Raw genomic sequence first — 15005 nt, 5'->3', positions numbered from 1 at the left:
GGCCTCGGGGGCCGCTCCTAGGCTGCTCGCGTGTCCGACGGGAGCCGTCAGGCGGTCACCGCGCGACCGGATCTCAGCACCGCGCTGCTCGCGGGCAAGGTCGAGCCTCCGGTGCCGCGCCGGGGTGCGGTCTCCCGGCGCGGGCTCGTCGAGCGCGCGCGGCGCGACGGCGCGCGGGTCGTCGTGGTGACGGCTCCCCCGGGGTACGGCAAGACGACCATGCTCGCGGAGTGGGCGAGCGTCGAGGACCGCGCGGTCGCGTGGGCCAGCCTCGACCGGCTCGACGACGACCCCGGCGCCCTGCTCACGCTCCTCGCGCTCGCGTGCGCGCGCGTGTCGCCCGAGGTCGCCGCGGTCGCGGCCGAGATGCGCGGCACGGGCGCGGCGATGCTCGGCCGGTCGGCCCCGCTGCTCGCGTCGGCGCTCGCGCGCACGGGCACGCCGTTCGTCCTGTTCGTCGACGACCTCCACGAGGCGGGCTCGGCATCCTGCCGGGACGCGCTCGAGATCGTGCTCGGCGGCGTCCCGCGGGGGTCGCAGGTCGTCGTCGCGAGCCGTCGTGCCCCGGGGTACGACGCGCGACGCCGCGTGGAGGGCGACCTCGTCGAGGTCGGCCCCGACGACCTGCGGGTCGACGCCGACGGCGCGCGCGAGATCTTCCGCGCGGCCGGGGTCGTCTCGGACGAGGCGCTGGACCGTGTGGTCGAGCGGTGCGAGGGCTGGCCGACGGGCGTCTTCCTCTGCGCGCTGCTCGTGCGCGAGGGCGAGGACCCGTCGTCCCTCACGGGGACCGACCGGTTCGTCGCCGACTACCTGTACCGCGAGTGCATGACCCTCCTCCCCGCGCGGACCCAGCACTTCCTGCGGGCCACGGCCGTCCTCGACCAGCTCTCGGCGGCGACGTGCGACGCCCTGCTCGGCACCACGGACGCCGCGGAGCGGCTGCGCGAGCTGGAGGACGCGAGCCTGTTCCTCGTCCCGCTCGACCACCACCGCGGCTGGTTCCGCTACCACGCGCTGTTCCGCGAGTTCCTGCTCGCGGAGCTCGACCGGGTCGAGCCCGACGCCGTCGCGCCGCTCCACCGGCGCGCCGCCGCGTGGCACGTCGAGGAGGGGCTGGAGGCCCGCGCGGTCGAGCACCTCCTCGCGGCGGGCGACGTCGAGGAGGCGGCCGTCCTCGTCGGGCGCCTCGCGCTGCCGACGTACCAGGACGGCGGGGTGGCCGTCGTGACGCGCTGGCTCGACACGCTCGGCGACGCCGTGGTCGAGGCCTTCCCCGAGCTCACGGTGGTCGCCGCGTGGCGCGCGCTGCTGCTCGGCGAGTCCCCGGCGGCCGAGCGGTGGGCCGCCGTGCTGGAGGGCTTCGACGCCGACCTCCTCCCCGACGAGGACCGGGTCGCGCTCGAGTCCGCCCGGTGCCAGGTGCGGGCCGCCATGTGCGCCGACGGGCCGGAGGCGTCCCTCGCGTGCGCGGCCTACGCCGTCGAGCACGAGCCCGCGTGGAGCCCCTGGCGCGACCAGGCGCTGCACCTCCTCGGCTCCGCGCACCTGCTCGTGGGCGACCGGGACGCGGCGCGCGAGGCGTTCGTCGAGGCCGTGGCGTGCGGGACGGAGGCGGGGAACCCGGACTCGGTGCTGCTCAGCGAGGCGGAGCTGGGGATCCTCGCGATCGACGACGGTCGGTGGGACGACGCCGAACGGCACGCGCGTGCCGCGGTCGCCACGGTCGACGACCATCACATGGAGGGCTACTCGACCACGGCGATCGCTCTCGCCGTGCGTGCTCGCGTCGCCGCGCACCGGGGCGAGCGCACCGCGGCGGAGCGGTTCGTCGCCCGCGGGATGCGGGCGCGCGTGCCGTGCACGTACGTCATGCCGTACCTCGCGCTGCGCGTCCGGCTCCAGCTCGGCTACGCGTGCCTCGCCCTCGGGGACCGCACGACGGCGACCCACCTCGCCGCCGAGGCGGCCGAGCTGCTGCGCCGCCGCCCCCGTGTGGGGCTCCTGGTGGGCGAGGTCGCCGCGTTCCGGGCCCGGCTCGAGACCGTCGCCGCGACGCGCGGAGCCCCGCCGCTCACCCCGGCCGAGCTCCGCCTCCTGCCGTACCTCCAGACCCACCTCACGATGGCCGAGATCGGCCGTCGGCTCTTCGTCTCCCGCAACACCGTGAGCACGCAGGTCGGCGCGATCTACCGCAAGCTCGGCGCCACGACGCGCGGCGCCGCCGTGGAGCGTGCCGTGACCCTCGGCCTCCTCGGGAGCTAGGTCGCCGAGGAGGAAGCGCGTGCCCCCGGCGCCCGGTTCCCGGGCCCCCACATTATGGTGAGGCTTTCCTTTCTTGCCTTTCCATCAATGGTGTTCGGCAAGGCTCTGCTTGCTTGAATCAATGCGAATCATCGACAAACATGTTTGGCATGAGCCGCATTTTCTCTGCTGCGCGCGCCTTTCCGTACGTGACCGCGACCCTCGCCGTGATCGCCGTCGCGGGCGTGCTGTCGGCGGTGCGGCCCGAGGCCGTGCCGTGGGTGCTGGGCGTCTACGCGGGCGCGATGGCGCTGCGAGCCGCGGTCGCGATGGTCGCGGAGCTGCGCTCGGGGACCTTCGGCGTCGACGTCCTCGCTGTGACGGCGATCGGGTCGACGATCGCGGTGGGGGAGTTCTGGGCGGCCGCCGTCATCGTGCTCATGCTCACCGGCGGCGAGGCCCTGGAGGAGTACGCGTCGGGCCGGGCGCGCAAGGACCTGACCTCGCTCGTGTCCAACGCCCCGCGCACCGCGCACCTCCTCACCGCCGACGAGGCGGTGCGCGACGTCGACGTCGCCGACGTCGAGGTGGGCGAGCGGGTCCTGGTCCGCGCGCACGAGATCGTGCCGCTCGACGGCGTCCTCGTGTCCGACGCGGGGGTCTTCGACGACTCGTCGCTCACCGGGGAGTCGCTGCCGCAGGAGCGCGTCGCGGGGGACACCGTGTACTCGGGGGCGATCAACGGCGCGGGCGCCGTGACGATCCGGGTCGCCCGACGCGCCGAGGACTCGCAGTACCAGCGGATCGTCGCGCTCGTCGAGGAGGCCGCGGCGAGCCGCGCCCCGATGGTGCGTCTCGCCGACCGCTACGCCCTCCCGTTCACGGCGCTCGCCCTCGCGATCGCGGGGATCGCCTGGTGGGCCTCGGGCGACCCGCTCCGGTTCGCCCAGGTGCTCGTCGTGGCGACGCCCTGCCCCCTCATCATCGGCGCGCCGGTGGCGTTCATGGCGGGCATGAGCCGTGCGGCCCGCCGGGGCGCGATCATCCGGTCCAGCGCCACCCTGGAGAAGCTGCACCGGGCAGCGACCTTCGCCTTCGACAAGACCGGCACCCTCACCCGAGGCACGCCCGCGCTGACCGACGTGCGACCCGCGGGAGACCTCGACGCGGGCACGCTGGTGCGCCTGACCGCCGGGGCCGAGCAGGCCTCCGTCCACGTGCTCGCCGACGCGATCGTGCGGGGTGCGACCGCCCGCGGCGTCGTGCTGCCGGTGCCGCAGGACGTCACCGAGACGACGGCCGGTGGTGTGACCGCGACCGTCGACGGCGTCCGCGTCGTGGTCGGCAAGCGGACGTTCGTGGCCGAGCTGACCGGGTCCGAGGTGCCCGTGCCCGGGCTCACCCCGGGCGAGCTCGCCGTCCACGTCGCGGTCGACGGTGCCTACGCCGGATGCCTCGTCCTGCGCGACGAGGTGCGCGCCGACGCCGCCGAGACGGTGGCCGGCCTGCGCGCGCACGGCATCCGCCACGTCCTCATGGTCACGGGCGACGAGGAGGCGACGGCCCGCGCCGTCGCCGACCAGGTCGGCATCGACGACGTCCGCGCCGGGTGCCTGCCCGCGGACAAGGTCGCGGCCGTGCGCGACGTGCCCGAGCGGCCCGTGGTCATGGTCGGGGACGGCGTCAACGACGCCCCGGTGCTCGCCGCGGCCGACGTCGGCGTCGCCATGGCCGCCCGCGGCTCGAGCGCCGCGACCGAGTCCGCCGACGTCGTCATCCTCCCCGACGAGGTCGGGCGCGTGGCCGAGTCGCTGGAGATCGGGCGCCGCACCGTCGACGTCGCCCGCCAGAGCATCTGGATCGGGATCGCCGTGAGCGTCGCCCTCATGCTCGTCGCGACCACGGGTGCGCTGCCGGCGGTGGTGGGCGCGTGGCTCCAGGAGGCCGTCGACGTCCTCGCGATCGCCTGGGCGCTGCGTGCGGCCGGCCGTACCGTCCGGCTCCCTCGCCTGCGCCGGAGCCGGTCCGCGGCAGCAGAGGCAGCCCCCGCACCGAGCCCACGACCAGCGACGAGAGCGCGCACGGCAGCCTGACGGGCGGCTAGAACCGGCCGAAGAACGCCCGCAGCTCGTGGGCGTAGACCTCGGGCTGCTCGAACGGGGCGAAGTGCCCGCCGCGCGACGGCTCGGTCGCGTACACGGTGTGCGCGACGCGGTCGAGCCACGCGCGCGGGGGCCGGACGACGTCGCCCGCGAACACGGAGAACCCGGACGGCACGTCGACGTAGCGGGCGAGCTGCTCGCGGGGGATCGCGGCGTTCGCCCGGTAGGCGCGGAGGCCGGACCCGACGTTCGCGGCCGCCCAGTGCTCGGTGAGGAGGTCGAGGACCTCGTCCCGCGTGTACACCGACTCGAGGTCGCCCCCGCAGTCGCTCCACGACCGCAGCTTCTCGACGACCCACGCCGCGAGACCGGCGGGGGAGTCGGTGAGGCCGACCGCGAGCGACTGCGGCTTGGTGGCCTGCACGGCGGCGTAGCCGCCCTCGGCCGTGCGCCACCGCGCGCTCTCCTCCAGCCAGTCGCGCTCCTGGGGCGTGAGGGACGCGGGGTCGCCCGTGAACACGGGCAGCCCGGCGTCGGTGCGGTGCACCGCGATCACCCGGTCGGGGAAGTCGAGCGCGAGGAACCGGGCGACGTGGCTGCCCATGTCTCCGCCCGCGACGAGGAACCGGTCGTAGCCGAGGGCGGTCATGAGCTCCGCCCACAGGGCGGCGACCGTCCGGTTGTCCGGGGCCGGGCCGGAGGGAACGTCGGAGAACCCGAAGCCGGGCATGTCGGGGACGACGAGGTCGAAGGTGCGTCGACCCGCCTCACCCGGGGCCGCGGGTTCGCCCGGGTCGGTCAGGAGCGGCACGACCTTGCGGTACCGCCACGCCGAGTCGGGCCAGCCGTGCGCGAGCAGGAGCGGGAGCGGGGACGGGTCGCCGGGACGCGGGCTCGCGAGCGCGTGGAGGAGGTGGACGCGGGTGCCGTCGATCGAGGCGCGCCGGCTCGGGAGCGCGGAGAGCCGTGCCTGGTGCGCGGCGAAGTCGAAGCCGTCGGCCCAGTACGCGACGAGGTCGCGCAGGTACGCGACGTCGGTGCCGGCGTCCCACCCGAGCCCGTCCGGGGCGTCGACCCACCGGGTCGCGCGGAGGCGGGACCGGAGGTCCGCGACCACCGCCTCGGAGATCCGCGGGGTGTAGTCCTCCAGGTCGGTCACGAGGTGCGCCATGCGACCGAGGTTAGCCCGGCCCGGAGCGCGGGAGCGTCGTTCGCGCGATCTGCGTGATGCCCTGCCCGTGGTGGCGGACCTACGGTCGAGAGCGCCGTCCGTGAGGTCCTGGACAGACAGGAGAAGTCGATGAGTGACGAGCCCCGCCGTACGGTCGTCGGACCGCCGCTGCCCGCCGAGCGATCGCTGCCGTTCCCGCCCCGTCGGTCCGGCAGCGTCGCCGGACGCACGATCCAGGAGTCCACGTACTCTCCGCGCCCGCCCGAGCGGCACCTGCCCGCGGACGCCCCGAACGTCGTCGTGATCCTCATCGACGACGCCGGGCCCGCGCTCCCGACGACGCTGGGCGGCGCCGTGCGCACCCCGACGCTCGACCGGGTCCGCGCGAACGGCATCGGGTACAACCGGTTCCACACGACCGCGATGTGCTCCCCGACGCGCGCGTCCCTGCTCACCGGGCGCAACCACCACCGGGTCGGCAACGGGCAGATCGCGGAGCTCGCGAACGACTGGGACGGCTACTCCGGGCACATCCCGAAGAGCAGCGCGACGATCGCCGAGGTGCTGCGCCAGTACGGCTACGCGACCGGCGCGTGGGGCAAGTGGCACAACACCCCGGCGGAGGAGACGACGTCGGCCGGCCCGTTCGACCGCTGGCCCACCGGGTACGGGTTCGAGTACTTCTACGGCTTCCTCGCGGGCGAGGCGTCGCAGTACGAGCCGCACCTGGTGCGCAACACGACCCCGACGCTCCCGCCGAAGACCCCGGAGGAGGGGTACCACCTCAGCGAGGACATCGCCGACGACGCGATGCGCTGGCTCCGTGACCACAAGGCGAACGCGCCGGACAAGCCGTTCTTCGTCTACTGGGCGACCGGCGCGCTGCACGGGCCGCACCACATCATGAAGGAGTGGGCGGACCGGTACGCCGGGGCGTTCGACGACGGCTGGGACGTCTACCGGGAGCGGGCGCTCGCGGGCGCGAAGGCGGCGGGCTGGGTGCCCGAGGACGCCGAGCTCACGCCGCGTCCGGACGGACTCGCCGGGTGGGACGACATCCCCGACGACCAGAAGGCGTTCCAGGCGCGGCTCATGGAGGTCGCGGCCGGGTTCGGCGAGCACGCGGACGTGCAGGCCGGCCGGCTGCTCGACGAGGTCGAGCGGCTGGGGTACGCGGACGACACGATCGTCGTCTACATCTGGGGCGACAACGGGTCGTCGGGCGAGGGGCAGAACGGGACGATCAGCGAGCTGCTGGCCCAGAACGGCATCCCCTCGACGGTCGAGCAGCACCTCGCCGCGCTCGAGGAGCTCGGCGGGCTCGACGCCCTCGGCACCCCGGCGACGGACAACCAGTACCACGCCGCGTGGGCGTGGGCCGGGTCGTCGCCGTACCAGGGCATGAAGCTCCTCGCGTCCCACCTGGGCGGCACGCGCAACCCGATGTTCGTGAGCTGGCCCGGTCGCATCGAGCCGGACCCCGTGCCGCGCACGCAGTTCCACCACGTCGTCGACCTCGTGCCGACGATCTACGAGATCCTCGGCATCTCCCACCCCGAGACGGTGAACGGCGTCCCGCAGGACCCGATCGACGGGACGAGCTTCGCCTACTCGATCGACGACGCCGGTGCCGAGGGCCGTCGTCGGACGCAGTACTTCGAGATCATGGGCAGCCGGTCGATCTACGCCGACGGCTGGATGGCCTCGGCGACCGGTCCGCGCCTGCCGTGGGTGCAGGGGATGCCGGCCGGGATCCGGACCTGGACCCCGGACGACGACCCCTGGGAGCTCTACCACCTCGACGAGGACTGGAGCCAGGCGCACGACCTCGCCGCGCAGCACCCCGAGAAGCTCGCCCAGCTCAAGGAGCTGTTCGCGATCGAGGCCGCACGCAACGACGTCCTGCCCGTGGGCGGCGGCCTGTGGGTCCCGGCAATGCACCCCGAGGACCGGATCAGCCCGCCGTACACGGAGTGGGACCTGTCCGGGGACACGGTGCGCGTCCCGGAGTTCTGCGCGCCCGCGCTGGGCAACCGCCCCAACCGGGTCGAGATCCGGCTCTCCGTGCCCGACGCCGCGAACGGCGTGCTCTACAAGCTCGGGGGAGCGGGCGGCGGGCTCACGTGCTTCCTCCTCGACGGCGTCCTCACGTACGAGTACAACCTGTTCCTCATCCAGCGGACCGTCGTCCGGTCGAGCGCACCGCTCGCGGCCGGCGACCACACGGTGGAGGTCGTGACGACGTACGTCGAGCCGCGGCCCGGCGGTCCGCTCGACGTCGTCCTCCGGGTCGACGGCGCCGACGTCGGCTCGGGCACGGTGCCCGTGAGCGCGCCGCTGCTGTTCTCCGCGAACGACTGCCTCGACGTCGGGCGCGCGTACGGCGGCGCGGTGTCGCGCGCGTACGCGGACCGCATGCCGTTCGCGCTCGACGGGCGCATCGACGCCGTGCACGTGGAGTACCTGCTGCCCGCGACCGACGGGACGGACCGGTAGGCGCCGGGCGGCGCGGCCGGTCGGGAGTTCACTCGTTCTGGGTGAGGACGCGGCCGACGGCGGCGACGAGCCTGAGGACACGCCCGCGCACGGCGCGCGGGACGGACGCGGAGAGGACGCGACGATGACGCAGGAACTCAGCGACGGGGTCGGGAGCGAGCTCGGCGACCTCGAGGAGAGCGGGCCGATCGACTTCCTGGTCATCGAGCTGCCGACGGACCGCGCGACGGGCGACGCCGCCTTCCCGCACCTCGTCGACCTCGTGGACCGCGGGATCATCCGGGTGCTCGACCTCGTGGTCGTGCGCCGGGAGGACGACGGGAGCGTCGTCGGCCTCGGCCTCGAGGAGCTCGACGACGGGTCGACCGAGCTCGCGGTGTTCGAGGGCGCGCGGTCGGGCCTGCTCGGCGACGACGACCTCGACGAGGCCGCGAGCGCCGTCGAGCCCGGCATGACGGCCGTCGTGCTGGTCTACGAGAACGTCTGGGCGGCGCCCTTCGCGACCGCCCTGCGCCGCAACGGCGCCCAGCTCGTCGCGAGCGGGCGCATCCCGGTCCAGGCGCTCATCGCGTCGCTGGACGCCACCGAGCCGGACGCCTGATCCGGCCGCCCGAAGGAGGACCCCGTGCCTGGACTGATCCGCGGTGTCGCGCGCACCGCCGTCGTCGCCGGAACCGCGACCGCCGTCTCCAACCGTGTCTCCCGTCGCCAGGCGGGGCGCTGGGCCGCGCAGGAGCCGCAGTACGCGCCGCCCCCGCAGCAGTACGCGGCCCCGCAGCCGGCCTACGCGCCGCCGCCTGCCCCCGAGCCCGCGGCGGCGCCGGACATGGACGCGCGCATCGCGCAGCTCACGCAGCTCGCCGCGCTGCGGGACCAGGGGGTGCTCAGCCCCGCGGAGTTCGAGGCGCAGAAAGCACGCATCCTCGCGGACTGAGCGAGGACGACCCCGACACGAAAGGCACGGACATGGACACGTTCTGGGACTGATTCTGGCTCATGGTGTGGTGGTTCTTCTTCGTCATGTATCTGGTGATCCTCTTCCAGATCGTCGCGGACCTGTTCCGCGACCGGCACCTGAGCGGGTGGTGGAAGGCGGTGTGGCTGCTCGCGCTGATCGTCGTGCCGTTCCTGTCGGCGCTCGTCTACCTGATCGCGCGCGGCAAGGGCATGGGCGAGCGGCACGCGCAGAGCGTCGCGAGCGCCCAGGCGGCGACCGACGCGTACATCCGCGGCGTCGCGGGCTCGTCCCCGTCGTCGCAGATCGCGGACGCGAAGGCGCTGCTCGACGCGGGTGCGATCGACGAGCAGGAGTTCTCCGCCCTCAAGGCCAAGGCCCTCGCCTGACGCGACCTCGTCAGGACCATCGAACGAGCCGGAACCCGGCGTGTCGGGAGGAACCAGCATGACCGACGAGCAGCACGTGCTGCGCCCGACCTACACGCGACCCGGCGTGCGGGCGGTGGCGCCACGCTTCACCCTGCCGGACGCCGAGATGGAGCCGACGTCCGCCTACCAGGTGGTCCACGACGAGGTGATGCTGGACGGCAACTCGCGCCTCAACCTCGCGACGTTCGTCGCGACGTGGATGGACGACGAGGCGGACCGCCTCTACGCCGAGGTCTACGACAAGAACATGGTGGACAAGGACGAGTACCCGCGCACGGCGGCGGTCGAGGAGAACTGCTGGCGCATCCTCGGGTCGCTGTGGAACGTGCCGGACGTGCGGGACTGCATCGGCACGTCGACCATCGGGTCGTCCGAGGCGTGCATGCTCGGAGGCCTCGCGCTCAAGCGGCGGTGGCAGCTCGCGCGACGGGCCGCGGGGAAGCCGGCGGACCGGCCGAACCTCGTCATGAGCTCGGCCGTGCAGGTGTGCTGGGAGAAGTTCTGCAACTACTTCGAGGTCGAGGCGCGCTACGTGCCCATCACCGAGGAGCACCCGTGCCTCGACGGCAGCGCTCTCGAGCAGTACGTCGACGAGAACACGATCGGCGTCGTCGCGATCATGGGCGTCACCTACACGGGCATGTACGAGCCCGTGCAGGAGATCGCGGCGGCGCTCGACGCGCTCCAGGAGCGGACCGGTCTCGACGTCCCGATCCACGTGGACGGGGCGTCGGGCGCCATGATCGCGCCGTTCCTGCAGCCGGACGTCGTGTGGGACTTCCGCCTGGAGCGCGTGCACTCGATCAGCACGTCGGGCCACAAGTACGGCCTCGTGTACCCCGGCGTCGGCTGGGTCGTGTGGCGCACGCTCGACGCCCTGCCCGAGGAGCTGGTCTTCCGCGTGAGCTACCTCGGCGGGGACATGCCGACCCTCGCGCTCAACTTCTCCCGGCCCGGCGCCCAGGTGCTGCTGCAGTACTACCAGTTCCTGCGGCTCGGGCGGGAGGGGTACACCGCGATCCAGCAGGAGTGCCAGGACGTCGCGAAGTACCTCGCGCACGGGATCGAGGGCATCGGCGCGTTCGACCTGTGGAACGACGGGTCCGACATCCCGGTGTTCGCCTGGCGTCTCAGGCCGGGCCACACGGAGAACTGGGACCTCTACCACCTCTCGGACCGGCTGCGCATGAAGGGATGGCTCGTTCCCGCCTACCCGATGCCCGACGACCTCGCCGACCTCACGGTGCAGCGGATCGTCGTGCGCAACGGCGTGAGCCGCGACCTCGCGGACGACCTGCTGGAGGACATCCGGGTCGAGACGGCGTGGCTCGACGGGCTCACGTCGCCCATGCCCGCCGAGGGCCGGCGCTCGGGCTTCCACCACTGACGGTCGTGGACCGGCGGGAGCGTCGTCTGCGGCGCGAGGCGTGGGGGTTCGCGGTCGGCTCGCTGTGCTTCCTCGTCGGGGCGCTCCCGCCCTACGCCGACGCCGTCGGCGCGGTGGCCACGAACGTCACGTTCGTCGTCGGCGCGGTGTTCTTCACCGCCGCCGCGTTCGTGCAGCTCGGCCTGAGCGGGCGGCGTCCGCCGCGTGCCGGGACCCACCCGGCCGACCGGTGGGACTGGTGGGCGGCGGCCGTCCAGCTCGTCGGCACGCTGTGCTTCAACGTGAGCACGACCGCGGCGCTCGTGGCGGCGGTCCACGACCCGACGCGGCTGGGCGTGGGCTGGAAGCCTGACGCCTACGGGTCCGTCGCGTTCCTCGTCTCCTCGGCGTTCGCCGTCGTCGCGACGCGCGACCGCGGGCACCTGTGGGACCGCGACGCCCGCACCTGGCACGGCACGTGGCTCAACCTGGTCGGGTCCGTCGCGTTCGGCGCGTCGGCGGTCGGGGCGTACGTCTCCCCGGCCACGGGCACCTACGTGAGCGAGTGGTGGGACGACGCGGGCACGCTCGTCGGGGCGGTGTGCTTCCTCGTCGCGGCGCTGCTGTCGCGGCGGACGGTCGACGTGCCGGCGCCGAGCGCCGCGCACCCGGTTGTGTGACGCACGTCGGGGTGCGTCGCTCGACCGGGTGCGCAGCGCTCGCGGGTCAGGCGCAGGTCGTCGCCGCGTAGGCGGCCTCGACCGAACCGGGCCCGGTCGCGGCGCTCGCGGTCCCCGCGTCGACCGAGGCCGTGCGCACCGCGAACGACTGGTACGCCGAGCCGCCCGGGGCCACGCCCGCGACCGTGCGCTCGCCGTACGGCGTGCGCAGGGTGACGTCGGCGGGGGCGTCCCCGGTGTTGCGCGCGGTGACGGCGACGTACGCCCGGCCCGCGAGGCACCGGCTCGTCGCCCGGACGTCGAGCGGGACCGCGCTGCCGAGCTCGACCGTCGGACCGTCGAGCTCGACGACGGTCACGCTCGACCCCGCCGTCGACGTCCACGTCGTGTCGGGCGTGAACGACCCGCGGTCGAGGTCGCCCTGGGTCACCACGTGGTGCGCGAACGTGCACGTGTACGACCCCTCGGCCGGCAGGGTGCGGTAGCGGCAGTTCTGGGCCGCGGTAGCGGGGTCGAGACCGGCGAGGTTGCCCGTGGGGACCACCGAGGTCGCCGTCGTGGAGAGGTTGCGGACCGTGTACGTGAACCGCAGGACGTCGCCGACGGCGTACGTCTCCTGCGGGTTCGCGTGCACCCCCTGGACCGAGATGTTCCCGGGCGCCCCGAAGTAGACGGCCGGGTCGTCGTGCTCGACCGTGGTGACGGTCGCGCCGGAGGTCGACGTCCAGGTCGTGCGCGGCGCGAAGAACCCGGCGTCGAGGTCGGCCTGCGTGACCGTGTGCCGCGCGGACGTGCACGTGTACGCGGCGCGCGCGGCGAGGTCGCGGAAGCGGCAGTTCGGCGCGCCCTGGGCCGGGTCGAACCGCTCGAGGTCCCCGGTCGGGGAGACCGTCGTGACGGCGTCGGACAGGTTCGTGACCGTGAACGAGTACGTGACGACGTCGCCGACGCCGTACCCGCCCGCGGGAGCCGTGCTCGTCACGCTCGCTCGCGTCACCTCGATGTCGCCCGGCGTGCTGCTCGGCGCGGCGAGGAGCCAGTCGTGGTCGAGCTTGGCGAACCGGATGCCCCCGCCGCCGCCGTCGGGCTCGTAGAGCAGGCCGACCGTGCCGTCGGGAAGCGTCGCGAGGGTGGAGTACGCCATGCCTCCCGGCTGGAAGACCCGTGCGACGGGCCAGGTCTCGCCGTCGTCGTAGCTGACGCGGACCGTGCCGTTGACGCGACCGGACTGCGAGGCGGCGTTGGAGAAGAGGAGCACCTTGGCCTCGGCGGAGCCCTGCGGCGCGTTCGGGTACGCGCGCACGATCGCCGCGTTGTTCGTCGGGTCGGGCAGCTCGCGGTCGAGGGTCACCGCGCCGTAGGTCACGCCGCCGTCGGTCGAGTAGGCCACCTTGCGGAAGCCCGAGCGCGCCGAGTCGCGCGAGTTGAGCATGACGCGCCCGTCCGAGAGCTCGACCGTCTTGTTCTCGTCCATGCCGGTGCCGACGGGGGTCCCGACCTGCCACGTCGCGCCGTGGTCGTCGGAGTACACGGACACGGCCTGGAACTGCCCCGAGCCGTTGATGATCGTGTACTGCTGGAGCAGGCGCCCCGCGTGCTCGCCGTAGCGGAGCTGGATGCCCTGGCCCGAGGCGGCGAAGCGCGAGCGCCAGCCCAGGTCGGCCGTGACGTCGGCCGTGATGGTGCGGTGGGTCCACGTGCGACCGTCGTCGGTCGAGGCGGACACGTTCGCGTGGATGACGTTGCGGGCGCTCGGGTCGACCCCCGGCTGGGAGCCGCCGAAGCCCTGGTCGTACGACTTCACGTGGAAGTTGAAGACGGTCCCGGTCTCGCGGTCGACGACGTAGCTCGGGTCCGAGTAGCCCTCGATCGGCGCGGTGGTCTTCCCGGCAGCGACGACCTCCTGCGGGCCCCACGTGACGCCCGCGTCGGTGGACCGGCGCTGGAGGATCGAGTTCGGCCCGGGGGAGTCGGCCGCGGTGGGGCGGCCGTCGTAGGAGGCGAGGACGTCGCCGTTGGGTGCGACGGTGAGCGCCGGGATCCGGTAGTTGGGGAAGCCGCCCTGGCCGTTCGTCGCGAGCTGCTGCTCGGTGTACGTGCCCGGGCCGCCCGTCGCGGGAGCGAGGTCGTGGTCCGGCGCGAGGGTGGCGTGGTGCGCGGCCGCCGTCGTGACGGGGACGACGGCACCGCCCACGCCCAGCGCGAGCGCGGTGGCGAGGGTCAGCGCGCGGCGCGCGGGTCTGCGGAGGTGTCCGATCATGCCGTTCCTTCCGGTCGGTGCTCGGCGCGGCGGGGACGACGTGGAACGCGGCGACGCTGCCGAGGACGCTTGAACAGATGACGTCAGATGTCTGACGTCAGGAAGGTAGCCCGAGGGGGCGCGCGGGTCAAGGGGAGGGGTCGTGACGCAGCACGACGCCCGCCGGTCGCAGGGGTCTGCGTCCGGCGGGCGTCGCGGGGTGGTGGCGCGGGGGTCTCAGCCTCGGCGCGCGCGGCGCGACAGGAGCACGATGGCGGCGCCCACCGCGGCGAGGCCGGCGGCGAGGGCCGCGTACAGCCCGACCGTCGCGCCGGTCTCCGCCAGGCTCGGGTTCGACGCGGACGCGCTCACCTCGTTCGAGACGGGGACGACCTCGACCGGGTCGTCGTGCCCGGGCGGGTTCGTCGCGCAGTCGGGCGACGAGGGCGGGTAGACCGTGGTCACCAGGACGTGCGGGTTGACCTCGAAGCTCACGTCGACGGCGGGGCGCACCCAGTCGTACTCGTCGCCCTCGACCCACTCGCCGTCCTCGAGGCGCCACCCCGGCCAGTCGACGCCCTTGCCCTGGTCGTCGACGACGGAGCCCGGCCACAGCAGGCGGCCCTGGAGCGGCAGCCCGGACGTGACGACGCTCTCGCCGTCGGGGTTGATCCAGGTGACCGTGACGGTGTCGTGGTCGGTGCCCTCGACCTCGATCGCGTAGTCGAGGTACGCGGCGTCGTCCTCGCACGCCGAGACGAGGGTCGTGAGGCGCATCGACGGCTGGGACGGCACGTAGGTGTCGCCCTCCGCGGCGTGGGCGGCCGGGCCGGCGAGGAGCGCGGCGGAGGCGGCGAGGGCGGCGGTGGTGGCCCGCACCAGGGTGCGGCGTCCGGTCGTGGTGCTCATGGTGGGTCCCGTCGGGTCGTGGTCGGTCGAGCGCGACGGGTACCGTCCTGGGGCGCGACCGTGCCACCGCCGGACCGGCGGTTCGGGGTGGCAAGGGCGCGGGCGTGTCGGACGCGTGAGGCGGCACCGCCGTGATCGCCGGTGCCCGCACTGGCAGGGGGCTGAGCGTACGGGCACCGGCTGTCCCCCACGCTAGACAGGCAACTGGACAGACGTCCAGTTCGATGCCGGGTGAATGTCCGGCGCCGAGAACGACACTGGTGTCGTTATCGGGGCGAAAGCGACAGCAACGTCGTGCTCGACGGCGAGCGGCGTCGTTCTCGGCGCCCGGCGGAGGGTCTACAGGCCCTGCCAGTCCGGCTTGGACGCGTACGTCTGGCGGTAGTAGTCCCCGAGCTGCAGGCGCGAGGCC

The 15005-nt window shown here is 73.9% G+C and carries 11 protein-coding genes; 8 read left to right on the top strand and 3 right to left on the bottom strand.

Annotated elements, in window-relative coordinates; all coding sequences use genetic code 11:
- Window positions 1-30 precede the first annotated feature (30 nt).
- Both ACTJIY_RS18660 and ACTJIY_RS18655 read left to right on the top strand, forming a co-directional pair.
- The gene (locus ACTJIY_RS18660; protein ID WP_440675167.1) at window positions 31-2265 is read left to right on the top strand and encodes an AAA family ATPase; all 2235 of its coding nucleotides are present in this window, start codon (window positions 31-33) and stop codon (window positions 2263-2265) included.
- 149 nt (window positions 2266-2414) lie between these two features.
- Entirely contained in the window at window positions 2415-4337 is a 1923-nt protein-coding gene (locus ACTJIY_RS18655; RefSeq protein ID WP_440675168.1) for a heavy metal translocating P-type ATPase, read from the top strand.
- Window positions 4338-4344: 7 nt separating this feature from the next.
- On the opposite strand, the gene ACTJIY_RS18650 is transcribed toward ACTJIY_RS18655, so the two are convergent.
- Window positions 4345-5517: an epoxide hydrolase family protein gene (locus ACTJIY_RS18650; RefSeq protein ID WP_440675169.1), complete on the bottom strand. Its 1173-nt coding sequence runs from the start codon at window positions 5515-5517 to the stop codon at window positions 4345-4347.
- Between the two features lie 129 nt (window positions 5518-5646).
- On the opposite strand from ACTJIY_RS18650, the gene ACTJIY_RS18645 reads away from it, so the two are divergent.
- From ACTJIY_RS18645 to ACTJIY_RS18620, 6 genes are all read left to right on the top strand, one after another.
- A complete protein-coding gene (locus tag ACTJIY_RS18645) occupies window positions 5647-8013 on the top strand; it encodes an arylsulfatase (RefSeq protein ID WP_440675170.1) in 2367 nt (788 codons plus the stop codon).
- A gap of 124 nt (window positions 8014-8137) precedes the next feature.
- Window positions 8138-8614, top strand: coding sequence for a DUF6325 family protein (locus ACTJIY_RS18640; protein WP_253051715.1), 477 nt, complete (start codon window positions 8138-8140; stop codon window positions 8612-8614).
- 24 nt (window positions 8615-8638) lie between these two features.
- Entirely contained in the window at window positions 8639-8947 is a 309-nt protein-coding gene (locus tag ACTJIY_RS18635) for an SHOCT domain-containing protein (RefSeq protein ID WP_440675171.1), read from the top strand.
- A 62-nt stretch (window positions 8948-9009) separates the two neighbouring features.
- Window positions 9010-9357 (top strand): SHOCT domain-containing protein, encoded by a 348-nt coding sequence (locus tag ACTJIY_RS18630; RefSeq protein ID WP_440675172.1) that lies wholly within the window; start codon window positions 9010-9012, stop codon window positions 9355-9357.
- A 58-nt stretch (window positions 9358-9415) separates the two neighbouring features.
- On the top strand, window positions 9416-10786 hold the full coding sequence (locus tag ACTJIY_RS18625; RefSeq protein WP_440675173.1) for a glutamate decarboxylase: 1371 nt from the start codon (window positions 9416-9418) through the stop codon (window positions 10784-10786).
- Window positions 10787-10791: 5 nt separating this feature from the next.
- Window positions 10792-11445: a YrhK family protein gene (locus ACTJIY_RS18620; protein ID WP_253051719.1), complete on the top strand. Its 654-nt coding sequence runs from the start codon at window positions 10792-10794 to the stop codon at window positions 11443-11445.
- Between the two features lie 46 nt (window positions 11446-11491).
- Here ACTJIY_RS18620 and ACTJIY_RS18615 read toward each other — a convergent pair whose 3' ends face one another.
- Window positions 11492-13705, bottom strand: coding sequence for a sialidase family protein (locus ACTJIY_RS18615; RefSeq protein ID WP_440675174.1), 2214 nt, complete (start codon window positions 13703-13705; stop codon window positions 11492-11494).
- Window positions 13706-13921: 216 nt separating this feature from the next.
- Window positions 13922-14593 carry a peptidase gene (locus ACTJIY_RS18610; RefSeq protein WP_253051721.1) on the bottom strand — a complete coding sequence of 224 codons (672 nt, stop codon included), beginning with the start codon at window positions 14591-14593 and terminating at the stop codon, window positions 13922-13924.
- Between the last annotated feature and the right edge of the window lie 412 nt (window positions 14594-15005).

The sequence above is a fragment of the Cellulosimicrobium sp. 22598 genome, assembly GCF_052044445.1.
Lineage (GTDB): Bacteria > Actinomycetota > Actinomycetes > Actinomycetales > Cellulomonadaceae > Cellulosimicrobium > Cellulosimicrobium cellulans_G.
Note: the sequence above shows the minus strand (reverse complement) of the source record. Positions and strands in the feature narration are given on the sequence as shown.